Annotated in this window: 23 protein-coding genes and 1 tRNA gene; 10 read left to right on the forward strand and 14 right to left on the reverse strand. The window is 64.7% G+C overall.

Annotated elements, in window-relative coordinates; genetic code table 11:
* Window positions 1-119: 119 nt before the first annotated feature.
* The gene (locus BraRD5C2_RS22205) at window positions 120-1,001 is read right to left on the reverse strand and encodes a YiiX/YebB-like N1pC/P60 family cysteine hydrolase (RefSeq protein ID WP_223971467.1); all 882 of its coding nucleotides are present in this window, start codon (window positions 999-1,001) and stop codon (window positions 120-122) included.
* Between the two features lie 198 nt (window positions 1,002-1,199).
* On the opposite strand from BraRD5C2_RS22205, the gene BraRD5C2_RS22210 reads away from it, so the two are divergent.
* A complete protein-coding gene (locus tag BraRD5C2_RS22210) occupies window positions 1,200-2,609 on the forward strand; it encodes a flavin monoamine oxidase family protein (RefSeq protein WP_223971468.1) in 1,410 nt (469 codons plus the stop codon).
* An 80-nt stretch (window positions 2,610-2,689) separates the two neighbouring features.
* On the opposite strand, the gene BraRD5C2_RS22215 is transcribed toward BraRD5C2_RS22210, so the two are convergent.
* The 5 genes from BraRD5C2_RS22215 to pheS form a co-directional block, all read right to left on the reverse strand.
* Window positions 2,690-3,634 (reverse strand): MBL fold metallo-hydrolase, encoded by a 945-nt coding sequence (locus BraRD5C2_RS22215; RefSeq protein ID WP_223971469.1) that lies wholly within the window; start codon window positions 3,632-3,634, stop codon window positions 2,690-2,692.
* Between the two features lie 35 nt (window positions 3,635-3,669).
* Window positions 3,670-4,446 (reverse strand): sulfite exporter TauE/SafE family protein, encoded by a 777-nt coding sequence (locus BraRD5C2_RS22220; RefSeq protein WP_223971471.1) that lies wholly within the window; start codon window positions 4,444-4,446, stop codon window positions 3,670-3,672.
* A gap of 220 nt (window positions 4,447-4,666) precedes the next feature.
* Window positions 4,667-7,075: a phenylalanine--tRNA ligase subunit beta gene (gene pheT / locus BraRD5C2_RS22225; RefSeq protein WP_223971473.1), complete on the reverse strand. Its 2,409-nt coding sequence runs from the start codon at window positions 7,073-7,075 to the stop codon at window positions 4,667-4,669.
* Window positions 7,072-7,602, reverse strand: a complete 531-nt coding sequence (locus BraRD5C2_RS22230; protein WP_223971475.1) for an endonuclease domain-containing protein — start codon at window positions 7,600-7,602, stop codon at window positions 7,072-7,074. Before BraRD5C2_RS22230 ends, pheT begins: the two co-directional genes overlap by 4 nt.
* 86 nt (window positions 7,603-7,688) lie before the next feature.
* Window positions 7,689-8,771: a phenylalanine--tRNA ligase subunit alpha gene (gene pheS / locus BraRD5C2_RS22235; protein WP_223971477.1), complete on the reverse strand. Its 1,083-nt coding sequence runs from the start codon at window positions 8,769-8,771 to the stop codon at window positions 7,689-7,691.
* A 196-nt stretch (window positions 8,772-8,967) separates the two neighbouring features.
* Between pheS and BraRD5C2_RS22240 the strand changes: the two genes are divergently transcribed.
* The gene (locus tag BraRD5C2_RS22240) at window positions 8,968-9,378 is read left to right on the forward strand and encodes a hypothetical protein (protein WP_223971479.1); all 411 of its coding nucleotides are present in this window, start codon (window positions 8,968-8,970) and stop codon (window positions 9,376-9,378) included.
* Between the two features lie 2 nt (window positions 9,379-9,380).
* Here BraRD5C2_RS22240 and rplT read toward each other — a convergent pair whose 3' ends face one another.
* From rplT to infC, 3 genes are all read right to left on the reverse strand, one after another.
* A complete protein-coding gene (rplT, locus tag BraRD5C2_RS22245; RefSeq protein WP_029081033.1) occupies window positions 9,381-9,740 on the reverse strand; it encodes a 50S ribosomal protein L20 in 360 nt (119 codons plus the stop codon).
* Window positions 9,741-9,817: 77 nt separating this feature from the next.
* Entirely contained in the window at window positions 9,818-10,018 is a 201-nt protein-coding gene (gene rpmI / locus BraRD5C2_RS22250) for a 50S ribosomal protein L35 (protein ID WP_008539890.1), read from the reverse strand.
* Between the two features lie 293 nt (window positions 10,019-10,311).
* Complete coding sequence (gene infC / locus BraRD5C2_RS22255) at window positions 10,312-10,851, reverse strand: translation initiation factor IF-3 (protein WP_223972529.1); 540 nt, start codon at window positions 10,849-10,851, stop codon at window positions 10,312-10,314.
* Window positions 10,852-11,079: 228 nt separating this feature from the next.
* Here infC and BraRD5C2_RS22260 point away from each other — a divergent pair, with 228 nt between their 5' ends.
* Both BraRD5C2_RS22260 and BraRD5C2_RS22265 read left to right on the forward strand, forming a co-directional pair.
* Complete coding sequence (locus BraRD5C2_RS22260; RefSeq protein WP_223971481.1) at window positions 11,080-11,895, forward strand: alpha/beta hydrolase; 816 nt, start codon at window positions 11,080-11,082, stop codon at window positions 11,893-11,895.
* Between the two features lie 23 nt (window positions 11,896-11,918).
* Window positions 11,919-12,386, forward strand: coding sequence for a nuclear transport factor 2 family protein (locus BraRD5C2_RS22265; RefSeq protein ID WP_223971482.1), 468 nt, complete (start codon window positions 11,919-11,921; stop codon window positions 12,384-12,386).
* 78 nt (window positions 12,387-12,464) lie between these two features.
* Here BraRD5C2_RS22265 and BraRD5C2_RS22270 read toward each other — a convergent pair whose 3' ends face one another.
* Genes BraRD5C2_RS22270 through BraRD5C2_RS22280 form a run of 3 tightly spaced genes read right to left on the reverse strand, consistent with a single transcriptional unit; the run spans window position 12,465 to window position 15,128 of the window.
* Window positions 12,465-13,262 (reverse strand): acyl-CoA thioesterase domain-containing protein, encoded by a 798-nt coding sequence (locus BraRD5C2_RS22270; RefSeq protein ID WP_223971484.1) that lies wholly within the window; start codon window positions 13,260-13,262, stop codon window positions 12,465-12,467.
* A gap of 34 nt (window positions 13,263-13,296) precedes the next feature.
* Window positions 13,297-14,487, reverse strand: coding sequence for a tRNA epoxyqueuosine(34) reductase QueG (gene queG / locus BraRD5C2_RS22275; protein WP_223971486.1), 1,191 nt, complete (start codon window positions 14,485-14,487; stop codon window positions 13,297-13,299).
* Window positions 14,436-15,128: a glutathione S-transferase family protein gene (locus tag BraRD5C2_RS22280; RefSeq protein ID WP_097671348.1), complete on the reverse strand. Its 693-nt coding sequence runs from the start codon at window positions 15,126-15,128 to the stop codon at window positions 14,436-14,438. The genes queG and BraRD5C2_RS22280 overlap by 52 nt, the downstream gene beginning before the upstream one ends.
* A 262-nt stretch (window positions 15,129-15,390) precedes the next feature.
* Here BraRD5C2_RS22280 and BraRD5C2_RS22285 point away from each other — a divergent pair, with 262 nt between their 5' ends.
* Window positions 15,391-16,197, forward strand: coding sequence for an undecaprenyl-diphosphate phosphatase (locus BraRD5C2_RS22285; protein ID WP_223971488.1), 807 nt, complete (start codon window positions 15,391-15,393; stop codon window positions 16,195-16,197).
* Window positions 16,198-16,344: 147 nt separating this feature from the next.
* Here the strand turns inward: BraRD5C2_RS22285 and BraRD5C2_RS22290 are convergent, their stop codons facing one another.
* Window positions 16,345-17,313, reverse strand: a complete 969-nt coding sequence (locus BraRD5C2_RS22290; RefSeq protein ID WP_223971490.1) for a complex I NDUFA9 subunit family protein — start codon at window positions 17,311-17,313, stop codon at window positions 16,345-16,347.
* 148 nt (window positions 17,314-17,461) lie between these two features.
* Between BraRD5C2_RS22290 and BraRD5C2_RS22295 the strand changes: the two genes are divergently transcribed.
* Window positions 17,462-17,548 (forward strand) — tRNA-Leu (locus BraRD5C2_RS22295).
* Between the two features lie 206 nt (window positions 17,549-17,754).
* On the opposite strand, the gene BraRD5C2_RS22300 is transcribed toward BraRD5C2_RS22295, so the two are convergent.
* Window positions 17,755-19,020 carry an MFS transporter gene (locus BraRD5C2_RS22300; protein ID WP_223971491.1) on the reverse strand — a complete coding sequence of 422 codons (1,266 nt, stop codon included), beginning with the start codon at window positions 19,018-19,020 and terminating at the stop codon, window positions 17,755-17,757.
* A gap of 414 nt (window positions 19,021-19,434) precedes the next feature.
* Between BraRD5C2_RS22300 and BraRD5C2_RS22305 the strand changes: the two genes are divergently transcribed.
* The 4 genes from BraRD5C2_RS22305 (at window position 19,435) to BraRD5C2_RS22320 (ending at window position 24,688) form a co-directional block, all read left to right on the forward strand.
* Window positions 19,435-22,191, forward strand: coding sequence for an autotransporter family protein (locus BraRD5C2_RS22305; RefSeq protein ID WP_223971493.1), 2,757 nt, complete (start codon window positions 19,435-19,437; stop codon window positions 22,189-22,191).
* A 225-nt stretch (window positions 22,192-22,416) separates the two neighbouring features.
* Window positions 22,417-23,031 carry a ribonuclease H-like domain-containing protein gene (locus tag BraRD5C2_RS22310; protein WP_223971494.1) on the forward strand — a complete coding sequence of 205 codons (615 nt, stop codon included), beginning with the start codon at window positions 22,417-22,419 and terminating at the stop codon, window positions 23,029-23,031.
* A 182-nt stretch (window positions 23,032-23,213) separates the two neighbouring features.
* Window positions 23,214-23,951 carry an LPS export ABC transporter periplasmic protein LptC gene (gene lptC, locus BraRD5C2_RS22315; RefSeq protein WP_223971495.1) on the forward strand — a complete coding sequence of 246 codons (738 nt, stop codon included), beginning with the start codon at window positions 23,214-23,216 and terminating at the stop codon, window positions 23,949-23,951.
* A gap of 5 nt (window positions 23,952-23,956) precedes the next feature.
* On the forward strand, window positions 23,957-24,688 hold the full coding sequence (locus BraRD5C2_RS22320) for an LptA/OstA family protein (protein WP_374708032.1): 732 nt from the start codon (window positions 23,957-23,959) through the stop codon (window positions 24,686-24,688).
* Window positions 24,689-24,853 lie beyond the last annotated feature (165 nt).

Here is a 24,853-nt window from a genome sequence, read left to right on the forward strand (position 1 = left end):
GCGCGCACCCTAGTGATGCGAGCACGAGAACTCAACGGCAAAGCCGGATGACGAGACCGATTCCAGATCGGTGTCGAGGCGGTCAGCGCTCGACATGTCGAGCCTGACGCCTGTGGCTGTCACACCGGTGCGGTTTCTGCCGCGGTCACTTCCGCAGCCGGAAGCGCCGCCTCTTGGTCAATCGCTTCAGGAACAAGCGGCGGCGACTTATGTTCTGGAAACACACTGAATTCGCCGGCTACCTCCTGGAGCGGCTTCTGCTTGTCGGCCCAGTGCAGGGCCGTGTAGTCGAAACCGTGCACGATGGTGGGTTTGACGACTTCGAAATAGGGCGAGATGTCGAAGTCGCGCGGCATGTAGAGCGAGGAGTCGCGGATGTGCAGGATCTCGCGGCGCGCCTTGCGGCTGGCGGCGCGCGTGATCCTGGGCAGGATCGGATAGCGCACGGCGTCGAACGCCTGCGCGATCAGCGCCGAGCAGATGATCTTGGTCGGATCGCCGGAGCCGAACGCGATCATGCGGCGACGCCAGCGCTGCGGGATCGGCAGCGGAAACAGGAAACGCGCGAGATCGACGATGTTCTTGGTGTCGTAGCCGAAGCCGATGCGGTTGATGGCATAGCGGCACACCGTGGTGCGGTCCTCGAAGGACAGCCCGACCGGGCGGCAAAGACGGGTGTGATAGGACAGGTATTTCGACAGCGGCGCCGAGGTCACGCCTTCGCCGATATTGGCCTCGATCAGCACATGCTGTTCGCCGTCAGGCTCGAACGCGCCGTCGATCGGTCCGACGAACAGCGCGGCATGCGACCAGGTCGATTGCGTGAGGTATTTGATGATGCCGGAAATCCGGTTGTTGCCTTCGACCAGCAGCACATCGCCGGGCTGCATGATGCTCCGCAGATGGTCCGGGTCGCTCGGCGTGAACGGCTCGTAGCCGGGCACTTCCTTCGACAGGTACCCCGCGATCCATTTACCGACGGTATCGAGCATTACGCCCATGGATTCCCCCCAGCGGTTCTACGACCGCTTCTCTTCACTTAATCATGGTCGCAAGCCGTTGCAATTTAGTTCATGCCATCGGCGGATCAATCATGATTGATTTACCATGATGGTTGCTGCGGTCGGTGAGATGCGGCACAGTTCGCGAAGCGTTCCCATTCTCCGCAAGTCCCCGGAAACCATGCCAGAAGCTAAGTTATGACAGTGACCCGCCGCGATTTCCTGTCGGCGTCCGCAGCTCTCGCGCTGGCGCCCGTGCTGGGCGGCCGGGTTGTCGCTGCGCCGCTGCCGCGCGAGGCCGACATCGTCGTGATCGGTGCGGGTGCCGCGGGCATTGCCGCCGCGCGGCGGATCGCCGCCGCGAACCGCAAGGTGATCGTGGTGGAGGCGTCCGGCCAGGTCGGCGGGCGCTGCCAGACCGATGCATCGACCTTCGACGTGCCGTTCGACCGCGGCGCGCGCTGGATGCACAATCCCGAAACCAATCCGATGATCCGGCTGGCGCGCTCTGCGGGTCTCGACATCGTCACGGCGCCCGCGGGCCAGAAGATTCGCATCGGCCGCCGCTACGCCCGCCCCGGCGAGACCGAGGAGTTTCTGGCGGCGCTGGTGCGCGCCAATCGCGCCATCGACGACGCCTCGCGCAAGGCCGATATCGCCTGCGCTGCGGCAATGCCGAAGGATCTCGGCGATTGGGCGGGCACCGCGGAATTCCTGCTCGGCGCCAATTTCAGCGGCAGGGATCTGAAGGACCTTTCGGCCGTCGACAAGGTGCGCGCGCAGGATCGCAACACCGCGATCGCTTGCCGCCAGGGGCTCGGCGCGCTGATCGCAAAACTCGGCGATGGGCTTCCGCTGGCGCTGTCGACGCCGGCGCAGCGCGTCCTGTGGAGCAATCGCGACGTGGTGGTCGAGACGCCCTCTGGCAAGATCACCGCGCGCGCCGCCATCGTCACGGTGTCGAGCAACGTGCTCGCGAGCGGCAACATCAAGTTTGCGCCAGAGATTCCGAAGCGCACGCTCGACGCCGCCGCCAAGCTGGCTCTCGGCAGCTACGATCGCATCGCGTTGCAGATCCTCGGCAATCCGCTCGGGCTGTCGCGCGACGACGTCATCATCGAGCAGAGCAATTCGACCAAGACGGCGCTGCTGTACGGCAATATCGCGGGCTCCTCACTATGCACGATCGACGTCGCGGGCTCGTTCGGCCGCGACCTGTCGGCGCAGGGCGAGAAGGCGATGACTGCTTTCGCGGTGGAATGGCTGACCAAGCTCTACGGGAGCGAGGTCGGCGCCGCCGTGAAGAAGACCAGCGCGACGCGCTGGAATGCGCAGCCCTTCATCCTCGGCGCGATGTCGGCCGCAGTACCCGGCGCGCAGTTTTCCCGCAGGATCCTGTCCGAGCCGATCGGCGCGATGTACCTCGCGGGCGAGGCCACGCATGAGACGCTGTGGGGCACGGTCGATGGCGCCTGGGAGAGCGGCGAGCGCGCCGCCGATGCCGCGCTGCGCAGGATCGGCGGCGTGAAGGATGCGACGCCGGAGCCCGCCGCGCCCGCCGCAAAACACAAGCGCCGCTCGCCGCGCTCTGCGGGGCCGATGAATTGATGGTCGGTTGGGCAGAGAGCTGCTGCATAACAGCTGTCGTCCCGGCGAAAGCCAGTGAGCTGTGGCCCCAGCGTGCCCCCTCACACCGGCAGCTTCAGCTCCATCAGATCCTTCGCCACCACGATGCGGCCCTTGAAATTCGTCTTCACATCTCTGGTCCAATCGTCGTCGGTGACATCAGGGTCGTCGCCGGGAACGAAATGGCTCAGCACCAGTGTCTTCACGCCGGCGGCGGCTGCGATGCGGCCGACGTCTTCGGTCGAGGTGTGGCTGTCGAGCAGATGCTTCTTCAGCGTCGCGCCGTTTTTCGTTTTTGCTACTAGGCGATCGACCGCGGGAATGTACAGGCATTCGTGCACCAGCACGTCGGCGCCCTTGGCGAACTCGGCAAGCTTCGGATTGTAGGCGGTGTCACTGGAGAACACGATCGTGCCGTCCGGCGTCTCGAACTTGTAGGCAAAGTTGTCGACGATGGGCGGATGCGGCGTGCGGAACGCGGTGACGGTGACGTCAGCTGTTTTCAGCACCACGCCGTCGTCGGTGATGTCCTTGGCGACCAGCAGCTTGCGTGGATCGGGCCGGCCTTCGTCCGCGATCCGGGTCTCGACGTCGAACTTGTTCAGCTCCCAATAGTCCCTGGTCATCGCCTCGATGCCCTTCGGGCCGAACGAATGGATCGGCGTCGAGAGGCCGGCCGCCCAGGCGTTGTAGAACAGATTGCCGTATTCCAGATTGTGATCGGAATGGTGATGGCTGATGAAGATGTACTTCACGGACGGGATCGGCACGCCGGCGTTGACCAGCTGCCGGCTGACGCCCATGCCGCAATCGATCACGAACGGCGTGTCGTTGACGACGACGAGATTGGCGGGGTTGGAGGCGCCGTTGCCGACCCGTGGGCCGCCCTTGGTGCCGAGGAACACAATGCGCGTGCGTGGCTTTGTGCCTTGCGCACGCACCGTCGGCGCTGCGAGCAGAGCGGCGCTGCCGAGCGCCAGTTTCAATGTCGTGCGGCGATCGATCATGGTGTTCCTCCCTCGGTCTTATTCTGAACGCGACCCTACCCGCCACGCAAAATGCCATCAAGCGCCGGCAGGCCGACGATGACGGCCGCTGCAATCAGCGCGTAGCAGATCGCGCGGAACACCTGCTCGCTTGCCTTACCGAACAGCGAGGCGCCGAACCAGACGCCGATGCCGTAGATCGGGCCGACGATCAGCGAGAACTTGACCGATTCGATCGTGATCAATCCGGTGAACCAGTAGCTGACCAGCGAGAAGAAATCCGAGGCGCCGAAGAACAGCACGATGTTGGCGCGTGAGATCACCGACGAGATCGGGCGTCCGAGCCAGTAGGCGACGATCGGCGGGCCGCCGGTCTGCGCGAGGCCGCTGCAGAAGCCGGAGAGGCCGCCGACGCCGATCGAGAGCGCGGCATGATCCTTGCCGTGATAGCGCCAGCCCGACAGCAGCAGCACGAGCAGCGCCGCGACGAAGCAGGAGATGATCCAGCGCGTCGTCACCGGCTCGAGTACCGTCAGGAAATAGGTGCCGATGGGAACACCGACCAACGCGCCGGCGACCATCACCGCGGTCGCCTTGCGATCGGCATGGGTCCAGGCGTTCGGCAGCAGCGGTGTCGCGGCGACGAAATCGATGATGAGTAGCAGCGCTGCCACCAGACGCGGTGCCGCCACGCTGCTCGCCAGCGGCATGAAGATCAGCGCCGAGCCGAAGCCCGAGAAGCCGCGCGCCGTGCCCGACACAAAGGCAATCGCGCAGATCGCGAGTGCGATGCTGGTCGAGATGTCGGAGGGGAGGAGGGAGAGCGAGGTCATGGGAGGGGATTCGTTTCAACTTGCTAGCCGGCGAACGAATTCATGTCATGATACAAAGCCGCCCAATTCCGCCCCGTCATCCTGAGGTGCGAGCGGAGCGAGCCTCGAAGGATGAATCGGCCACGGTCGGGCCGTCGACCCTTCGAGACGGCCGCTACGCGGCCTCCTCAGGGTGACGGTGGTGGGGCTGCGCATGCTTCCACCACCACCGCGGCCCGCATCACGCCCGCAGCGTGCCGCCGGTCTTTTTCGTCACCTCGGCGACGACCTTGGCGGCGACGGCGTCGATCTCCTGGTCGGTCATCGTCTTCTCGCGCGGCTGGATCGTCACGGCGATTGCGATCGACTTCTTGTCGGGATCGATGCCCTTGCCCTCATAGACGTCGAACACGGTCACGTCGGTGATCAGCTTCTTGTCGACATTCTGCGCCGCGCGGACGATGTCGCCGGCCTTGACGCTGCGGTCGACGATGAAGGCGAAGTCGCGCGACACCGGCTGGAATGCGGAGAGCTCCAGCACCGGCTTGGCGCGGGTCGCCCTCTGCTTGCCTTGCGGGATGCGCTCGAGGATCACCTCGAACACGATCATCGGACCGTCGGCGCCGAGCGCCTCGGCCACGCGGGGATGCAGTTCGCCGAAATATCCGAGCACGTTCTGCGGGCCGATCTGGATGGTGCCGGAACGTCCCGGATGCAGCCAGGCGGGACCGCCCGGCACGATCTGCAGCGCCTGCATCGGCGCGCCGGCAGCCGCCAGCACGGCAAAGGCGTCGGCCTTCGCATCCATCGCATCCGCCGTTGTCGCGCCGGTCCAGTGCCGCCCGATCCCCTTCGATGAAGCGTAGCCATGGCGTACGCCGGAGGCGGCCACGAGCTGGTCCTCGGGCTTGTCGCCGCGGAACACCTGGCCGACCTCGAACAGCGCGACGTCGGGAGTGCCGCGGTTGATGTTGGCCTGAGCCGCCCCGACGAGGCCGGGCAGCAGGCTCGGCCGCATGTCGGAGAGATCGGTTGCGATCGGGTTGGCGAGCACGAGCTCGCTCTGGCCGCCGCCGAACAGTTTTGCCGCGTCATTGGTGATGAACGACCAGGTCACGGCCTCGACCATGCCGCGGACGCCGAGCGCGCGCTTGGCGCGGCGGGTGCGCTGCTGCATCGGCGTCAGCACCGGCTTGCGCGGCTCCTCGCCGCGGTCGAACGGCGTCATCGGCACCTTGTCGACGCCGACGATACGCACGATCTCCTCGACGATGTCGGCCTTGCCCTGCACGTCAGTGCGCCAGGACGGGACCGCGACCTTCACGACGGGGCCGTTGCCGGCCAGCATGAAGCCCAGCCGGGTGAGGATCAGCTTCACCTCGACCAGCGGCACCTCGATGCCGGCAAGGCGCTTGACCTCGCTGAGCGGGAAGTCGATGACGCGATCCTCGCCGAACTGCTTACCGACCACGACGTTCTCGGACGGCGTGCCGCCGCACAGCTCCAGCACCAGTCTGGTCGCGAGCTCGAGCCCGGGCACCATGAAGGCCGGATCGACGCCGCGCTCGAAGCGGTAGCGCGCGTCCGAATTGATGCCGAGTTTGCGGCCGGTCTGCGCGATGTTGATCTCGTTCCAGAGCGCCGATTCGATCAGCACGTCGGTCGTGTTGTCGTCGCAGCCCGAGGCCTCGCCGCCCATGATGCCGGCGAGCGATTCGACGCCGTGCTCATCGGCGATCACGCAGACATTGCCGTCGAGCGTGTAGGTGCGGCCGTCGAGCGCAAGCAACGTCTCGCCATCTTTCGCGCGGCGGACGGTGAGGTTGCCCTGCACCTTCTTCGCGTCGAACACGTGCAGCGGACGCGCGCGGTCGTAGGTCATGAAGTTGGTGATGTCGACCAGCGCGTTGATCGGGCGCAGGCCGATCGAGGTCAGCCGCTTCTGCAGCCATTCCGGCGACGGACCGTTCTTCACGCCGCGCACCAGCCGCAGCGCGAAGCCCGGACACAGCGTGGCGTCCTCCACCTTGACCTGGACCGGGCAGGGGAATTCGCCCTTGATTTGCTTGATGCCCGGGTCCTTGAACTTACCCATGTCGGCGGCGGACAGATCGCGCGCGATGCCGTGCACGCCGGTGCAGTCCTGCCGGTTCGGCGTCAAATTGATCTCGATGACGGGATCGCCGAGCGCGGCCCATTCGGCATAGCCCTTGCCGAGCGGCGCATCCGCCGGCAGCTCCATGATGCCGTCGTGGTCTTCCGAGATCTGCAGTTCGGCCGCCGAGCACAGCATGCCGCGGCTCTCGACGCCGCGGATGGTGCCGACGCCGAGCGTGATGTCCTTGCCGGGGATGTAGGTGCCGGGCGGTGAGAACACGCTGATCAGCCCCGCCCGCGCATTCGGCGCACCACACACCACCTGCACCGGCGCACCGCCGTCGCCGGTGTCGACCATGCAGACGCGCAGCCGGTCGGCATTCGGATGCTGCTCGGCCGAGATCACGCGCGCGATGGTGAACGGCGCGAGCGCCTTCGCCTTGTCCTCGATGTTCTCGACCTCAAGCCCGATCATGGTGAGCTTGTCGGCGAGCTTGTCGAGCGGCTCGTCGGTCTCGAGATGTTCCTTCAGCCAGGAGAGGGTGAACTTCATGACGATGACTTCTCCGGTCCCCTCTCCCGCTTGCGGGGGAGGGTCAGGGTGGGGGCTCTCTCCGCGATGGCAGCGGCGATTGTTTCAAGGACGCCTGCGCGGTTCGTCATGACGTCGAGATTGTTGAAGCGAAGCACTTTGAAGCCTTTCGCTTCAATGATGACTGACCGCGCGGTATCGGCGCGTTCGCCTTCGTCCGAAAAGTGTGGACCGCCGTCGAGCTCAATCACCAGCCTCGCCGCGTGGCAGACGAAGTCAGCGATGTAGTTGTCGATCGGCACCTGACGGCGGAAGGTTGCGCTGTTCAGGCGATTGCCTCGCAGCTCCGACCAGAGGATTCGCTCCACGTCGGTGGAGTTCTTGCGAAGTGCACGGGCATTAGAACGCAGTCTCTGCGAGACTTTCCAATCCGGATGCTCTGGATCGACCATCGGCAGCCCCATTGTGGAGAGACCCCCACCCCAGCCCTCCCCCGCAAGCGGGAGAGGGAGTTCGACCGTTCGCGGCGATGGAATCTTCGTATCCATGCGTGCACGCCCTATCCATTCCCTCTCCCGCTTGCTGGGGAGGGTCAGGGAGGGGGCTCTCTCCGCGATGGAAGCGGGAGTTGTATTCACGTACTCAACCCCCCCGCGATGGTCGGGATGTCGAGCGGCTTGAAGCCGTAGTGGTTGAGCCAGCGGATGTCGTTCTCGAACAGCTGGCGGAGATCGGCGATGCCGTATTTCAGCATCGTGATGCGGTCGAGGCCCATGCCCCAGGCAAAGCCCTGGTAGACGTCGGGATCGATGCCGCAGGCGCGCAGCACGTTCGGGTGCACCATGCCGCAGCCGAGAATCTCCATCCAGTCCTCGCCCTCGCCGAAGCGAATCTCGCCCTTGTCGCGGCGGCACTGGATGTCGACCTCGAGCGACGGCTCGGTGAACGGGAAGAACGACGGCCGGAACCGCATGTTGATGTGGTCGACCTCGAAGAACGCCTTGCAGAACTCGTGGAGGATCCATTTCAGGTGGCCGAGATGCGAGCCCTTGTCGATCACGAGGCCTTCGACCTGATGGAATTGCGGCGTGTGCGTCGCATCCGAGTCGATGCGATAGGTGCGGCCCGGGCAGATGATGCGGATCGGCGGCTTCTGGCTCAGCATCGTGCGCACCTGCACCGGCGAGGTGTGGGTGCGCAACAGCATGCGCGAGCCGTCCTGCTTCGGATTGAAGAAGAAGGTGTCGTGCATCTCGCGAGCGGGATGGCCGATCGGGAAATTCAGCTTGGTGAAATTGTAATCGTCGGTCTCGATGTCGGGACCTTCGGCGATCGCAAATCCCATATCGGCGAAGATGGTGTTGACCTCATCGAACACCTGGCTCAACGGATGGATACGGCCGGTCTCCGCCGGCGCTTCGCGTAGCGGCAGCGTGACGTCGATGGTCTCGGCGGCGAGCCGCGCATCGAGCGCGGCCGCTTTCAGCACGTCGCGCTTTGCTGCGAGCGCCTGCGTCACCGCGTCCTTGGCGAGGTTGATCTTCGCGCCTTCGGTCTTGCGCTCCTCCGGCGACATCTTGCCGAGGGTCGCGAGAAGCGCCGAGATTGAGCCCTTCTTGCCGAGCGCCGAGACGCGCACCGCCTCGAGGGCGGCCTCGTCAGCGGCCGAGGCGATCTGGTCGAGGATGGATGTTTCGAGCGTTGCGAGGTCGGACACGGTCAATTCCTGCGCTGAGCATGATCCGGCGGGAAAGAGCCGGCTTCCGAACCATGCGCCAAAATTCGGCTGGGTTGTCGCCGCCCGAAGGCCGTAACGTCAAGCAAAAAGCCGGTCATTTCGGGCTTGTGGCCGGGAGCATTGAACCCCGCGCGGAGGTCGGGCTACCCAAGGGGAGTTCAAGGAGACCCACGCGATGTTGCTGCGATCTTGCCTGGCCGTGCCGTCGGTCCTGTTCACGCTCGCCACGGCGCAAGCCGCGACCGAGGAATGTCCCGCCAAATCGACCCAGATGGACGACATCATCGCGGTGCTGGAGCAGGCGCCGAGCTGCAACCGCGCGATGAAGATCTTCGAGGCGTGCGAATACGGCGCCAGCGGAGACGTCCAGTTCGGTGCCGTGGTCGAGAAGAAATGCGAGGCGGACTTCCTGTCCGGCCTCAAAGGCGCGCCGAAACGGACGTACCAGCACGAGATGCAGGTCTGCGACCGCAAGTACCGGAATGAATCCGGCACCATGTATATCTCGTTTACGGCGTTCTGCCGGGCGCAGGTCGCCCAGCGCTATTCGCAGAAGGCGCTGAAAGCGGGCTCCAGAGCCCGCTAGGATCAGGCGGCCAGCGCGGCCTTGGCCTTCTCGGCGATCGCCTGGAACGCAACCGGCTCGTGGATCGCGAGGTCCGACAGCACCTTGCGGTCGACGACGACGCCCGACTTGGAGAGGCCGTTGATGAACACGCTGTAGGTCATGCCGAACGGACGGACCGCGGCGTTGATGCGCTGGATCCAGAGCGCGCGGAACGTGCGCTTCTTGCGCTTGCGGTCGCGGAAGGCGTACTGGCCGGCCTTTTCGACGGCCTGCTTGGCGGTGCGGATGGTGTTCTTGCGGCGGCCGTAATAGCCCTTGGCGGCCTTGAAGACTTTCTTGTGCTTGGCGTGAGAGGTCACACCGCGTTTGACGCGAGACATGACTGAAATCCTTGAGATCTAGAAGAAGTGACGGGGCGCCGCGCGAGACGCGGCCGGGTTCAAGCGGAGGAGCGCGATCAGGCGTTCGGCAAGAAGTACTTCTTGACGTTGTCGCCGTCGGTCTTGAACAGCACGCGGGTGCCGCGGAGCTGACGGATCTGCTTCTTCGTCCGCTTGATCATGCCGTGGCGCTTGCCGCGCTGAGCGTGCATGACTTTGCCAGTGGCAGTCACCTTGAAGCGCTTTTTAGCGCCCGACTTGGTCTTCAACTTGGGCATTTAGCTCTCCTGTCGCCCAACACGAATATCGCCCAAAGAGGCGTTCGGCCGGCTAAAATGCTCGTTAGAGCGTTGAAAGTGCTATGGTTTTTTCCGAATTGAAAGAACCTGCACTGAACGTCGCCACGGCAGCCCTTGATCAGCCGGGCGGCGAAGGCCCGGCTTATGACAGAGGATCGGCCATTTTGCAACGTCTTGCGGCCGGGAACCGGCGCCATCCGGGCTACGAAAAGAAACGGCCCGCCAGAGGTTCTGACGGGCTGTCCCATTCTCAACAAAGCGACGAATTCGAATTAGCGCGGCGCCAGCACCATCACGACCTGGCGGCCTTCGAACCTCGCGTCCTGCTCGACCTTGGCGAACTCGGCAACGTCGGCCTTCACCTTGTCCAGGAGCTTGGTGCCAATCTCCTGGTGCGCCATCTCACGACCGCGGTAGCGCAAGGTGATCTTGACCTTGTCGCCTTCCTCGAAGAAGCGCTGCATCGCGCGCATCTTCACGTCATAGTCGTGATCGTCGATCATCGGGCGGAGCTTGATCTCCTTGATCTCGACGACCTTCTGCTTCTTGCGAGCTTCGGCGGCCTTCTTCTGCGCGGAATATTTGTACTTGCCGTAGTCCATGATCTTGCAGACCGGAGGACTGACATTCGGCGAAATCTCGACGAGGTCCATGCCGGCGTCCATGGCCATCTTGATGGCCACCATGGTTTCGACGGTGCCCTGGTTGACACCATCGGCATCGATCAGCTGGATCTGCGCGTTGCGAATCTCATCATTGGTGCGCGGCCCGTCTTTTGCGACTGTGGGCGGGGCTCTATTGGGACGGCGAATGGGTAACTCTCCAAAGTTGTGAAAGGGAAGGCGGATATTTTGAAGCAAGACGCTGCGACGGGCAAGCGAACTCGCTCTTTTACGCGGCAAAACCGTCAATTGCGAGGCATTTTAGCCACGCCGGGCACATATAGCCGGCACATCTGCTCTGCAAGGCGGGCCTGTCGCCGTTGACCGGTGCCGCGCGACGATTGAAAAGCAGATCTCTGACATGCGAGTGACCGAACCATGAGCCAAACCACCGCATCCGAGCAGGAACCCGCCTTCATCGAGGTCGGCGAGGGCCGCGGAGCACGCCGGATCGCAGTGCGCGCCCGTCCGGGCGGCGGCCCCGGCAGCGCAAGTGGCGCGCCCGGCCTGGTCTGGCTCGGCGGCTTCAAGTCCGACATGACCGGCACCAAGGCGATCGCGCTCGATGCATGGGCCGCCGAGCATGGCCGCAGCTGCGTCAGGTTCGACTATTCCGGTCACGGCGAGTCCAGCGGCGAGTTCGCCGACGGCACCATCGGCCGCTGGCTCGAGGAGAGCGTCGCGGTGTTCTCGCAGTTCTGCCGCGGGCCGCAGGTCGTGATCGGGTCCTCGATGGGCGGTTGGATGGCGCTGCTGTTGGCGCGCGAGATCATGCGTCGCGGGAACGCGAAGGCGCAGCTCGCCGGCCTCGTGCTGATCGCGCCGGCGCCCGACTTCACCGAGGAATTGATGTGGAAGGGTTTTTCGCCGGAGATCCGCGCCGAGATCGAGACCAAGGGCGTGTGGCTCAGGCCATCCGAATATGGCGACGGCTCGCCCTATCCGATCACCCGCAATCTGATCGAGGAAGGCCGCAACCACTTGCTGCTCGGCAGCAAGATCGACGTCGGCTGCCCGGTGCGCATCCTGCAGGGCGCGCAGGATCCTGACGTGCCGTGGAAGCACGCGTTTGCGCTGGTGCATCGGCTGCCGGCCGAGGACGTGGTGCTGACCATGATCCAGGATGGCGATCACCGCCTGTCGCGTCCGCAGGACATCGCGCGGATCATCGCCGCGGTGGCGGAGATCGGTTAAGCTCCCTGCAGAGGGAGAAGCCAATGAACACAACAAGCATGCTGCGCGCGTTCTGCGACGCGGTCGAGCAGCGCGACGGCAAGGCCTTCGCAAGTCTCTTCACCGAGGACGGCGTCTATCACGACGTGTTCTACGGCGCGTTCGAGGGTCACGCCAAAATCGCCGAGATGATCGACGACTGGTTCTACCGGACCGCGACCGATTTCCGCTGGGTGATGCACGATCCCGTCAGCGACGGCGCGACGCTCTACGCGCGCTACACGTTCAGCTACCGCTCGACCCTGCCGGAAGCCAAGGGCGCGCGTGCGATGTTCGAAGGCGTCGCGATCATGCGGCTGCGCGATGGCAAGATCACGGAGTATCACGAGGTCGCCAATACCGCGCCGGCCTTCGTCGATCTCAACTTCGCGCCGGAGCGGATCGCCAAGATCGTCGGCAAGCAGGGCGCCGCGCTGCGGGCGCGGCCGGAGATGAAGCGGCATTTGGCTTGAGCTAAGCCGCAGTCTCTTCATCGTCATTCCGGGCTCGCGCCAAGAGGCGCGCCCCGGAATGACGACGGTGAAGAGGGCCTACGGCGGCGGCGGATTGCTCATCGGCTTGCGCTGGGCGAGCGCCGCCACGGTGGACGTGCCGATTGGGCCCTGCTCGTCATAGAGCCAGCATTCGCCGATCGCGATGCCGTCGCTGGCGTGATGGTTGACGACCTCGAAGCCGATCCAGTTGCTCACCGGCAAGCGGTGCAGATAGATCGTGACGTCGCTGTTGATGTAGCCGAGGCCCTGGTCGCCTGCGTTGGCGAAGGGGCTGGCGAAATCCGCGCCGGTCGCGACATGGACGAACGGCGTCATCTTCACGCCCCCGACGAGCTCGCGGACTTCGCTCATCCAGAGCCTGCGCGCGCCGAGCGAGCCCATGTGGCCGACAATCGGCCGCGTCTCCCATTTGCCGTTCATGCCGAGCCTCGGATCGGCCGGCTTCGGAATGTCCGCGGGTGCCGGCACCTGCCAGTTCGGCGGCGACCACACATTGCCGGGCGCATTTTCCGTCCTGCGCAACAACTGGCAGGAGGCGCGCGCCATGCTGGTGCCGCCGGAGACGAACTCGGCCTCGATCACCTTGATGCGGAGCCCGTCGCGCACGACCTTCGTCGTCACCTCGACCGGCGTCGTGATGTTGGGCAGCCGAAACATGTCGACCGTGAGCCGCGCCGGGACGAAATCATCGGAGCCGTGGCGCTCCTCGATGACGAAGCCCAGCAGCCCGATCACGACGCGGCCGTGCATCGATTCCGGGCTCCACGGTCCGTTCGCAACTGACGTCGGCATGAAGCCGTCGCCGTGTCTGGTGAAGAAGGGCTGGTTTGTCATGGTTGTCGACCATGACGGGAACGGCGCGATGAAATCAAGAGGTGGCTGCGGCACGCCACTCCTGCTGCACGCTGATATCAGGCTCGCCGCCGGCGCGTGACGCCAGTGCCGCAAACGCGTCGCGGGCGAGCAGTTGGGACAGCGCCCACACCGCCGCGCCGCGCACCAGCGGGCTTGCATCGTCGAGCAGGCGCTGCGCTTCGGCGGCGAGGTTGGCATCGCCGGAATTGCCAATCGCGATCAGCACATTGCGGATGAAGCGGTCGCGGCCGATGCGTTTGACCGGCGATTTAGTGAACAGCGCGCGAAACGCGGCATCGTCGAGCCGCGCGAGATCGGCGAGCGCGGGTGCGCGCAACGCCTCGCGTGCCGCAAGCTTCTGCTCGCGGCCGGCCTCGGCGAACTTGTTCCACGGACACACCGCGAGGCAATCGTCGCAGCCATAGATGCGGTTGCCGATGGCTTTGCGGAATTCCTGCGGGATCGGGCCCTTGTTCTCGATCGTCAGATACGAGATGCAGCGCCGCGCATCGAGCTTGTAGGGTGCGGGAAATGCCGCGGTCGGACAAATGTCCTGGCAGGCGCGGCAGCTCCCGCAGTGATCCGCTTCGCCCTCGTCGCTCGGCAGCTTGGTCGCGGAATAGATCGCGCCGAGAAACAGCCACGAGCCGAACTCGCGCGACACCAGATTGGTGTGCTTGCCCTGCCAGCCGATGCCGGCGGCTTGTGCGAGCGGCTTCTCCATCACAGCGGCGGTGTCGACGAACACTTTCACTTCGTCGCCGGTCGTCGCGGCGAGCCAGCGCGCGAGCGTCTTCAGCCGCTTCTTGATCACGTCGTGATAGTCGTCGCCCTGCGCATAGACCGAGATCGCGCCATCCGATCGGCGCGCGAGAATTTTGAGCGGATCGTCGTCGGGCCCGTAATTGACCCCGAGCATGACGATCGAGCGCACGCCACCCCACAGCACGCGCGGGTCCGTGCGCCGCTCCGGATTGGTCGCGAGCCAGTCCATCTCGCCATGGCCGCCGGAGCCGAGGAACTCGAGGAAATATTTTCCGGCCTCGCGCGTCGCATCAGGCGTGGTGAAGCCGATGGCATTGAAGCCGAGTGCGCGCGCCTCGCGCCCAAGCGCCGCCTTGAGATCGGACGGAGAGAGCCGGACCGCCTGGTTCAGAAGTCGAGGTCCACATAGGTGCGCGACGCCGGCACCCCCGCCAGCCATTCGCTGAGCAGCGGGCGGAACGACGGGCGGGATTTCACCCGCGCGTACCACGCCTTTGCCGCGTCGTCCTCGCTCCATGGCACGTCGCCCAGATAGTCGATCGCCGAGAGATGCGCCGCGGCGGCGAGGTCCGCGTAGGTGAGGCGGTCGCCGGCGAGATAGTTCCGCGTCTTCGCCAGCCAGCCGATATAGCTCAGATGATAGCGCACATTGACCTTGGCGGCGCGCATGATGTCCGGCGCCGGCGGGCCGCCGCCATTGTCCTCGCTCATGAAGCGCTTGTAGATCCGCTCGGTCACCAGCGGGTTGGAGGCTTCCTCGAAGAATTTCTCGTTGAACCACGCCATCAGCCGGCGCACCTCGACGCGCTCGGCCGTCGAGGTCGGCAGCAGCCGCCGCTCGCCGGCATCGAGGCCGTGCGTCTCGTCGACATATTCGGCGATGATGGGTGCACCCGGGATCGGCGGAAAGCCCTCGGCGATCAGGACCGGCGTGTTTGCCGCGGGATTGAGCGCCAGGAACGCCTCGCGCCGCTCCCAGACCCGTTCCTCCACCAGGCGCAGATCGAGGCCATACTCCCCGAGCACGAGGCGAATGAAGCGCGAATGCGGACAGAACGGATGGTGATACAGCGTATACATGAAGCCCCTGGTAGTGTCGTGGCGCTTAAGAAACCATCAACCTGTGTGACCTGACCTGTGAATTGGGCGGACCAGTTCCGCTCGTCTCTATGTCGCGTCGGCGCGCAAATCGGTAGCCACCCCCGCAGATGGTGCGGGTCACAAAAACGCTATAGCCCAGCAAATCGGCCGGGTAACCCATTGTTTGACGATTCTTTGCGATTGCGGCCTATGTGCGAATAAGCGAGAAGAATTCGGTTTTCCACACAGGGCAGATCAGATCATGATGACGGATATGCTGCGGGCGGTGATTCTCGGCATCGTCGAGGGCGTCACAGAGTTCCTGCCGGTTTCTTCGACAGGCCACCTGCTGCTCGCGGAACGCTTCTTCAATCTCGGCGAAGGCAATTTCTGGAAGAGCTTCGCGATCCTGATTCAGCTCGGTGCGATCCTCGCGATCCTCGTGCTCTACTTCACCAGATTGTGGCGCGTCGCGCTCGGCATGTTCTCCAATCCCGACGACCGCCGCTTCGTGATCGGCGTGCTGGTGGCGTTCCTGCCCGCCGTCGTGATCGGCCTGCTCGCCGGCAAATACATCAAGGAATTCCTGTTCAATCCGTGGGTGGTCTGCTTCACGCTGATCGTCGGCGGCGCCGTCCTGCTCTGGGTCGATCAGCTCGATCTCAAGGTGTACGAAGACGATGCGACCCGGTTCCCGCTGCTGATGTATTTCTGGATCGGCGTCGCGCAGTGCCTGGCGATGATCCCCGGCGTGTCGCGCTCCGGCGCCAGCATCGTCGCCGCGATGCTGCTCGGCGCCGACAAGCGCTCGGCGGCGGAGTTCTCGTTCTTCCTCGCGATCCCGACCATGGTCGGCGCGTTCGCCTATGATTTCTACAAGAACCGCGCTGACTTCACGTCCGACAATCTCAGCGTCATCGCGGTCGGCTTCGTGGTGTCGTTCATCACCGCGATGATCGTGGTGCGGGCCTTCCTCAACTTCGTCACCCGCCGCGGCTTCACCTTCTTTGCCTGGTGGCGCGTGATCGTCGGCACGCTCGGCCTGATCGCGCTGGCGATGGGACGGTAAGGGCTATCTCGTCGTCCCGGCGAAAGCCGGGACCCATAATCACAAGTCTTTGTTGGTTACGCGAGATGGGGCCACAGCTCCGCACAAAGCGGGCATTTGTGGCTATGGGTCCCGGCCTCCGCCGGGACGACAGATGGAGAGAGCGGCCTACGCGCTCTTCTTCTGGAACTGCCCGCTCGCGCGGAAGCGCCAGAGATATTGCGGGGCGATCGCTTCCATCGAATCGGGCGTGATGCCGAGGCCCGCGAAAGTGAGACCGGCGGCCTTGGCGGCATCGGAGACCACATTGTCCGCGCGTAGCATCGCGACCTGGTCCGGGGTCAGCGTGAACGGCCCCGGCGCGAATTGCAGGACATACGACTGCAGCTTGGCGAGGCCAAACGGCAGCGGCGCCAGCATGCGATCGCGCTGGGTGATCTGGAGGATGATCTGCATCACCTCGCGCATGGTCAGCACTTCCGGGCCGCCGAGCTCGTAAACGCCGCCCGGCTTCGCCTTGCCGTCGACGGCATCGGCCACAGCGTCCGCGACGTCGGCCACATAGGCCGGTTGCACCTTGTTGACGCCACCGCCGACCAGCGGCAGCACGGGCGACATCCGCGCCAGCGCCGCAAAGCGGTTGGTGAACTGATCCTCGGGCCCGAACAGCAGCGACGGCCGCATGATGGTGGCCTGCGGCAGGGCCGCCTGCACCGCCTGCTCGCCTTCTGCCTTGGCGCGGTAATAGCCCGACAGCGAATCCTTATCGGCGCCGATCGCCGAGACATGGACCATGCGGGCGCCGTTCGCGGCTGCCGCCGTGGCGATGGTCTCGGCGCCCTTCACCTGCACGGCGTCAAAGCTCTGCCCGCCGCCCTCGGCCAGGATGCCGACCAGGTTGATGGCGATATGTGAATCACGCATCGCCGCCTCGACCGAGGCCGGGTAGCGCACATTGGCCTGGACGGCATGAATCTGCCCGACGCGGCCGAGCGGCTGCAGATGGCCGGCCAGTTCAGGCCGCCGCACCGCGACTCGCACGCGGTAATCGCGCTTGCAGAGTGCCCGGACCACGTTCCGCCCCAGAAATCCGGATCCGCCGAATACCGTGACGAGCGTTTCCAGGTTCGATGCCATGAGGTCCATTCCTGCCGGATTCGAGAGCGATTGGGCGTATTTACAGCCTCTCGCGATACGCCATCAGCCCAATCCTGTACAGGCTATTTGAATTTTCAATCGCGAATTTGACAAGCGCGTAACCGATCCTTACTAAGCCGCTCCACATGCCCAGGTGGCGGAATTGGTAGACGCGCTGGCTTCAGGTGCCAGTGGCTTAACGGCCGTGAAGGTTCGAGTCCTTTCCTGGGCACCACCCCCTTTTTAAGCGATTGAAATCGCTAACGTTCGTAGGGCGGGTTAGGCGAAGCCGTAACCCGCCACCGACGAGGGCGTTTGGGCTTCAAGCAGCACTGATCTTAGAAGTAGGCGGATCGCGGATCGTTGCGCCGCTGCCTAACGAGATCCGTCCAGCATCGACAACATCAAGCGGACGACACCGCCAGCCCCGCGCGCCGCCCCTCACACCACCCGCCGCCCTGCCCGCCGGGCGATCGGCCGCTGCACGAAATACATCGCGATCATCGAGATCATCGAACTCGCTATGACGACGTAGCCGATCCGGTCGAAATGCAGCAGCGAGCCGTCCGGATTCTCGGCGACGATCGCGGCGGCAGCCACCGAGCCCAAGCCGCCCGACAATTGCTGTACCGACGCGCTGATCGCGCTGAACGAGCCGCGCTGGCTGGCGTCGGGGATCGCCGACATCAGCGCTTGCGACGGGATCATGCGCGAGAAGATGCCGACGAACATCAGCACATTGACGATGATCGCGGTCAGCAGCGAGACGTGGCCGAGATGGGTGTAGATCAGCACCATGATGGCCGACACCACGCAGCCGAAGATGAAGGTCGGATATTTGCCGAACGCATCGCTGGCGCGGCCGACCAGCGGCCCCATCAGGATGCTGAACAGGCCGGAGACCAGATAGATCGTCGGCAGATGGACGATGTCGATGCCGAGATTGTGCACGGTGAAGGCACTGCCGAACGGCATCAGCATGAAGCCGCCGGTCGCCAGCAGCGTCGTCACCAAAAAGGCCAGCGTGTAGCGCGGCTGCGCGACGGTTGCGATCAGATGCTGGAACGGGTTGCGGTCGTGCTGCAGCTTGAGATGTCCGTCGACCGGCTCCATGACAAGCGCGATGGTGGCAATCGCCGCGATCGAGAGGCCGACGATGGCCACGAAGCAGATGTGCCAGTTCCAGTGATTGGCCAGGAAAAGTCCGGCAGGCACGCCGAGCACCTGGCTCGCGGCGAACGCCGTCTGGATGAAGCCCATCACCCGGCCGCGCAGATGCAGCGGAAACAGGTCAGTGACGATGGCGAGCACGACGGAGCCGATCACCCCGCCGAACAGGCCGGTGACGATGCGGCCGAGCAGCAGCACATGGAAATTCTGCGCCACCGCGCACAACACGGTGCCGAAGGTGAAGCCGACATAGAAGAACAGCAACATCCGCTTGCGGTCGAAGCGATCGGCAAAGCCGGCGGCGAGGATGCCGGAAATGCCGGCCGCGAAGGCGTAGGCCGAGACCGCGACGCCGAACTGCCCGGCTGTGATGTTGAGCGACGGCATCAGGATGGCGCCGAGCGGCGACATGATGATGAAGTCGAGGATCAGGGTGAACTGTGTGAACGCAAGCAGCGCGATCAGGAACGATTGATAACGCGAAAAACCGCGCTCCTGCGGTTCGTCGATCGGCGCGGCGATGGTCTGTTCCGACATGAGGCTCATTTCACTGAAGGGTAAGTCCGGGCTGGCAACAAATAGGGAGCGCCTGGTCCGATTTCACGGGGCTGCACATCACAAGTTCCAGCGGAATTGGCCCGGTCAGCGGCCAATCGCGCGAGCAAATTTGTGCCCGGACGGCTTCGCGAGAGGTGAAGCGCGCACCGGATTGTGGCCGGGGAGGCCTGCAACGCGGGCGCTCTGTACATCACGGACCTGGAAGCGTATGCACGCAAAGGATGTGAATCGAAGCAATGCAGCTAAAGGTTCCGGCTGTGGCGATCCAGCAACAGATCGTCACAAATCGTCTCAAGCTTGAACGGAGCGGATCAGTCGACGCTGAGAGCGGGGCAGGGGGTCACAGGTGGCGTGAGGCCGGGGGTCGGGTTCGCGCCGAGTTTGGAGAAGGGCATGGTGTCATCGCGGCTCGCGGCGATCCTGTCGTGCACTTTGGGTGGCGGCTATCTTCTATCGGTCTCGCAGGCGTCTGCTGCCTGCGACAGTCTCGCACCGGTGAGCGGTCAGACGGTGACCTGCTCGACCGCAGCGCCAAATCCCTCGCCCGCAGGCGTGCAGGCCGCAGCCGGCAGCTCGAACGTCACGGTGAACGTGCTGCCGGGCGCCGGTATCACGCCGGGCGCTGGCGCAACCGCGATCGGCCTTGTCTCCCGCAGTACCGCCACCAACAACGGCACGCTGACCGTCAGCGGCGGCGGCACGGGAATCTTCGGCAGCGGCGACGGCAACGTCTTCACCAACGGTACGTCGGGCCTGATCACGACCACAGGCGCCGGCAGCAATGCGATCGCCGCCAGCAGTAACGGCAACACGCTGATCAACAACGGCACGATCACGACGCAGAACGGCACCTCGCGCGGGCTTGCCATCACCGGTCTCGCGCAGCACAACAACAACACGCTGATCAATACCGGGACCATCACGACCCAGGGCCCGCAGTCGCACGGCATGTACGTGCAGACCGGCGACAGCAACAGCTTCACCAATAGCGGCACCATCACCACCGCCGGCGCGGGTGCGCGTGCGATCTTCTCCACCGGACAATTCGTGACCATCACCAACACCGGCACGCTGCTGACGACCGGCGGCGATGCGGGTGGCACCGCCAACAACACCGTCTTCATGCAAGGCAATGCCGGCGTGCTGCGGAACAGCGGCACCATCGAGGCGCGCGGCGTCAATGCCGACGGCGTGTTCTCCAACACCGCGGGATCGTCCTTCACGGCGACGATCCAGAATCTCGCCGGCGGCAGGATCATCAGCCAGAACGGGCCCGCGATTCGCACGCTCAACGGCGCCACCACCATCGTCAATGCCGGCCTGATCGCCGGCAACAGCGGCACGGCGCTCGCGGGCGGCGGCGGTGCGGTGACCATGATCCTGCAGACCGGCTCGCAGATATCAGGCCTTGCCGATGGCGGCGGCGGCAACAACCAGGTGCGGCTGCAGGGCAGCGGCACGGTCGACAATGCGTTCGCGCGATTCCAGACGCTGACGATGGAAGGCTCTGACTGGACCTGGGCCGGCACCGGCACGTTCGCCAACACCTTCATCAACAGCGGCTCGCTGACCTTGCAGACCTCGCTGACCGGCAATGTGTCGATCGCGGCAGGGACCAGCCTGCTGGCCGGCAACGGCGCCAATCCGTCGATCACGTCGTTTCCGGGTGGACCGCCGGTCACCGTCACCAATGCCGGCGTCATCAACCTCACCAATGGCGGCGCCACCGCAGCGAACAACCTGACGATAGCAGGCAACTATGTTGGCACTGGCGGCGGCCTTTTTCTGCGCAGCGTGCTCGGTGGCGACGGTTCGCCGTCGGATCGGCTCGTCATCTCCGGCGGCAACGCGTCGGGCTTGACCGCGGTGACCGTCAGTAATGCCGGCGGCGCAGGCGCGCTGACCACCGCCGATGGAATCATGGTGGTGCAAGCCGTCAACGGCGGCAGCACGGCGCCGGGTGCATTCGGCCTCTCAAGCGCCGTCGTTGCCGGCGCGCACGAATATCTGCTGTTTCGCGGCGGCGTCTCCGCGGGCAGCGGCGACAATTGGTACCTGCGCTCGCAGCTGTTGCCCGGCACATCGCCGCCTGCGCCACCGGCAGCGCTCGGCGGGGGCGTGACGCCATCAGGGCTGCCGGCAGAGGATCTGTCGTCGCTGACGCCGCCGCCGGCAGGCGCTGCGCCGGTCGAGCTCTACCGCGAGGAAGTCGCGGTCTATTCGGCGTTGCCGCAAGTCGCGCAGAAGCTCGGGCTCGCGACGCTCGGCACCTTCCATCAGCGCCAGGGCGATCAGGCCTTGCTGACGGGTGGCGGCGAACAGCCGGCGGCGTGGGCGCGCGCGTACGGCTCGCACAGCACGCAGAGCTGGGCCGGCACGGTCAGCCCCTCCTTCGACGGCACCATGGCGGGCGTGCAGGTCGGCGTCGACATCCTGCGCTTTGAGTCCGCTCCCGGGCATCATGATCGCGCGGGCTTGTTCTATGCGTATGGCTGGGCCAGCGGCAGCATCAACGGCTTCGCGCTCGGCATGAACAACGTCCGCACCGGCACGCTCTCGATCGACAGCCAGAATGTCGGCGGCTACTGGACCCATATCGGCCCCTCAGGCTGGTACGTCGACGCCGTGCTGATGGGCAGCTTCTATGGTGCAAGCCCGCGGTCGGATCGTCAGGTCGGCGCGCTCGTGTCGGGCACCGGCGTTGCGGCGTCGCTGGAAACCGGCGCGCCGCTACAGCTGAACCGCTTCCTCGCGATCGAGCCGCAGGCGCAGCTGATCTGGCAGCGCCAGTCGTTCGACAGCTTCAACGACATCTTCTCGAGCGTCGCGCCCGGCAGCGCCGATACGCTGACCGGCCGGCTCGGCGTGCGCGTTCCCGCGACCTTCATTGTCGGCACCGCCGAACTGCGCCCCTATCTCGAGGCCAATCTCTGGCACACCGCCGCGAACGACCGCAGCATCGCCTTCGCAACGACCGACTTGATCGGCGTGCAAAGCCGCGGCACCGCGGTCGAGATCGGCGCCGGCGTTACCGCGCAGCTCAATCGCACGATCAGCGCCTATGCCAGCGCGGGTTACACGACGTCGGTGGACAGCCTCCGTCGCGACGACATCACCGGCCGGTTCGGGCTGCGCGTCAGCTGGCAATAATGGTGCGCTTGCGTGGGCGCTCTGGAGTGCCCAAGCCATTGTCTCCGCTGCACAATGGCGCTAAACCCGGAACCATCTGTGCGTGCGCAATGAGGTTCGCGTTGCCGGTGCTCCGCCCTTGATGGGCTCGGATACCGAGATGCAACAAGGCTTGATGCACGCTCGCCTGTCGGGGAATTGAACGATAGCTTGTCCCGAGAGCGATTCGACGAGGTTTTTGACAGCATGACCATCCGCCTGCATCGCGGCGACCTGCCCGATCTCACTCGCTACACCGATTCCGTTGCGATCGACACCGAGACCATGGGACTGCATCCGCATCGCGACCGGCTCTGCGTGGTGCAGATGTCGAACGGCGACGGCACCGCCGACGTGATCCAGATTCCGAAGGGACACACCGACTCGCCGAACCTGAAGGCGCTGCTCGCCAACCCTGCGATCACCAAGATCTTCCATTTCGCCCGGTTCGACGTCGCGGTGCTCTACAACACGTTCGGCGTGATGCCGGCGCCGGTGTATTGCACCAAGATCGCCTCGCGCCTGTCGCGCACCTATACCGACCGTCATGGCCTGAAGGATCTGGTGCGCGAGGTGCTGAACGTCGACTTGTCGAAGCAGCAGCAGTCGAGCGACTGGGGTGCGCAAAGCCTCACCGAAGCCCAGCTCGCCTATGCCGCCTCCGACGTGCTGCACCTGCATGCGCTGCGCGAAAAGTTGAATGTGATGCTGGCGCGCGAGGGACGCACTGATCTCGCCAAAGCCTGCTTCGATTTCCTGCCGACGCGCGCGAGACTCGATCTCGACGGCTGGGAGGCCGAGGACATCTTCGCCCATTCCTGATTTCGTCCGTTCCTGATGGGCGCCGAATTCGTCGCAGTGGGGCCGGTTCCGCCCCGTTTCGGCCAAACTGTTCACGCGTGGTCCGCCTTGAAGTCGGCTTGGGGGGCGCGACGCGAGGTCCGGGCTGCATATTGGGGCGGCTCCGGCTAGAATAGGGGCAATTTCGCGCCTCTGGAGCTCAGGTGAATTCGGTTCAGAATCCAGCCCAGCATCCCAGCTATGTCACGGGCCTCGAGGCGCGCTTTGCCGCCGCCGCGCGGCACAGCCGCATGGTGCGGATCCTGCGCATCGCCGTGCCTGCGGTGGTGGGGCTGTCGATGGCCTCGATCATCTTCGTCTCGGTCTACAATCCATTCCGCGAGATGATCCCCAAGCTGCCGGTCGAGATGGACAACCTCGTGGTGTCAGGCACCAAGATCACGATGGAATCGCCGCATATCGCCGGCTTCTCGGCCGACGGCCGACCCTATGAGATGTGGGCAAAGGCGGCGATCCAGGACGTCACCGATCCTGATCACGTCGAGCTGAAGACGATCCGCGCCAAGGTCGCGCAGCAGGATCAGTCGACGGTGACGATGGATGCGCGCACCGGCTTCTTCGACAACAAGAAGCAGCTGCTCGACCTGCGCCAGGATATCTTCCTGCAGTCGTCCACCGGCTATGAGGCCAAGCTGACGCAGGCCCTCGTCGACATCAACAAGGGCAACGTGTCGTCGGACGAGCATGTCGACGTCAAGCTGCTCCAAGGCACGCTGACTGCCGACCGCCTCAGGATCTACAACAGCGGCGAGCTCGTGCGGTTCGAAGGCAATGTCGTGATGAATCTGGACAAGCTCGGCGACAACAATCCGAGCCCGGCCGCCGAGCCCGCGCCACCTCCGCCGTCACCGAAGCCGCGCAAATCCGCCAACCCGAAATGAATTTGATGATGAAACGTTTTCCGCATGGCATCGCGATCGCGGCCTTTCTGCTTACCTTGTTCGCAGTTGGCGCCGCGTCCGCGCAGGGCTCGATGAGTGGCGTTCCCAACGCCATGCAGGGCTTTTCGCAGAACCGCGACCAGCCGATCCAGATCGAGGCCGCCTCGCTCGAAATGCGCGACAAGAAGAAGGAGGCGACCTTCGCCGGCAATGTGAAGGTCGTGCAGGGCGACACCACCATGACCTCGAAGGTGCTGGTGGTGTTCTACGAGGATAAGTCGACCCAGACGCCGGCGCCTGCTCCGGCCGGCACCAAAGGCGCGGCCGCCAAGGGCGCTGCGCCGATACAGTCGGCAACGCCCGGCCCCGGCGGCGCGTCCTCGATCAAGCGGCTGGAGGCGAAGGGCAATGTCGTCGTCACCCAGAAGGATCAGGTCGTCACCGGCGAGACCGCGATCTTCGACACCAAGACCAATCTGATCACCATGCTCGGCGGCGGTGGCGGCCAGGTGGTGCTGACCCAATGCCAGAACGTGCTGCGCGGCGACCGCCTGCTGGTCGACATGACCACCGGCGTCTCGCGGGTGGAATCCGACAGCGGCAAGGTGCAGGGCCTGTTCATGCAGTCGCAGGGCGGACAGAACGGCAAGGGTGGCTGCGGCACGCCGGCGGCCCCCGGCACGGCCCCTGCAGCCCCGTCGCCGCTTCAACTGCTTCCGGGTAGCAAGTCGAAATAGGATCCACAAAGTAAGCTTCACGTAAGGTGAAGTAGAATCAATAAGTTAGATAATATTTTGCGACCGCGAGGTTGAAGCGCGCGGGGCGAGACTGTATCTACTCCAGCGGCCCGGCCGGACGATGTGCCTTTGAGGGGAGTTATTTCGGCCGGGACAGGGGCATCC

The organism is Bradyrhizobium sp. RD5-C2 (assembly GCF_019972155.1).
GTDB lineage: Bacteria > Pseudomonadota > Alphaproteobacteria > Rhizobiales > Xanthobacteraceae > Bradyrhizobium.

Coding starts and splice junctions, on each gene's coding strand:
- BraRD5C2_RS22205 (WP_223971467.1), bottom strand. CDS start 1,001: ATGGGCGTAATGCTCGATACCGTCGGTAAATGGATCGCGGGGTACCTG.
- BraRD5C2_RS22210 (WP_223971468.1), top strand. CDS start 1,200: ATGACAGTGACCCGCCGCGATTTCCTGTCGGCGTCCGCAGCTCTCGCG.
- BraRD5C2_RS22215 (WP_223971469.1), bottom strand. CDS start 3,634: ATGATCGATCGCCGCACGACATTGAAACTGGCGCTCGGCAGCGCCGCT.
- BraRD5C2_RS22220 (WP_223971471.1), bottom strand. CDS start 4,446: ATGACCTCGCTCTCCCTCCTCCCCTCCGACATCTCGACCAGCATCGCA.
- pheT (WP_223971473.1), bottom strand. CDS start 7,075: ATGAAGTTCACCCTCTCCTGGCTGAAGGAACATCTCGAGACCGACGAG.
- BraRD5C2_RS22230 (WP_223971475.1), bottom strand. CDS start 7,602: ATGGATACGAAGATTCCATCGCCGCGAACGGTCGAACTCCCTCTCCCG.
- BraRD5C2_RS22240 (WP_223971479.1), top strand. CDS start 8,968: ATGTTGCTGCGATCTTGCCTGGCCGTGCCGTCGGTCCTGTTCACGCTC.
- rplT (WP_029081033.1), bottom strand. CDS start 9,740: ATGTCTCGCGTCAAACGCGGTGTGACCTCTCACGCCAAGCACAAGAAA.
- rpmI (WP_008539890.1), bottom strand. CDS start 10,018: ATGCCCAAGTTGAAGACCAAGTCGGGCGCTAAAAAGCGCTTCAAGGTG.
- BraRD5C2_RS22260 (WP_223971481.1), top strand. CDS start 11,080: ATGAGCCAAACCACCGCATCCGAGCAGGAACCCGCCTTCATCGAGGTC.
- BraRD5C2_RS22265 (WP_223971482.1), top strand. CDS start 11,919: ATGAACACAACAAGCATGCTGCGCGCGTTCTGCGACGCGGTCGAGCAG.
- BraRD5C2_RS22270 (WP_223971484.1), bottom strand. CDS start 13,262: ATGACAAACCAGCCCTTCTTCACCAGACACGGCGACGGCTTCATGCCG.
- queG (WP_223971486.1), bottom strand. CDS start 14,487: ATGGCTGGCGGGGGTGCCGGCGTCGCGCACCTATGTGGACCTCGACTT.
- BraRD5C2_RS22280 (WP_097671348.1), bottom strand. CDS start 15,128: ATGTATACGCTGTATCACCATCCGTTCTGTCCGCATTCGCGCTTCATT.
- BraRD5C2_RS22285 (WP_223971488.1), top strand. CDS start 15,391: ATGATGACGGATATGCTGCGGGCGGTGATTCTCGGCATCGTCGAGGGC.
- BraRD5C2_RS22290 (WP_223971490.1), bottom strand. CDS start 17,313: ATGGCATCGAACCTGGAAACGCTCGTCACGGTATTCGGCGGATCCGGA.
- BraRD5C2_RS22300 (WP_223971491.1), bottom strand. CDS start 19,020: ATGTCGGAACAGACCATCGCCGCGCCGATCGACGAACCGCAGGAGCGC.
- BraRD5C2_RS22305 (WP_223971493.1), top strand. CDS start 19,435: ATGGTGTCATCGCGGCTCGCGGCGATCCTGTCGTGCACTTTGGGTGGC.
- BraRD5C2_RS22310 (WP_223971494.1), top strand. CDS start 22,417: ATGACCATCCGCCTGCATCGCGGCGACCTGCCCGATCTCACTCGCTAC.
- BraRD5C2_RS22320 (WP_374708032.1), top strand. CDS start 23,957: ATGATGAAACGTTTTCCGCATGGCATCGCGATCGCGGCCTTTCTGCTT.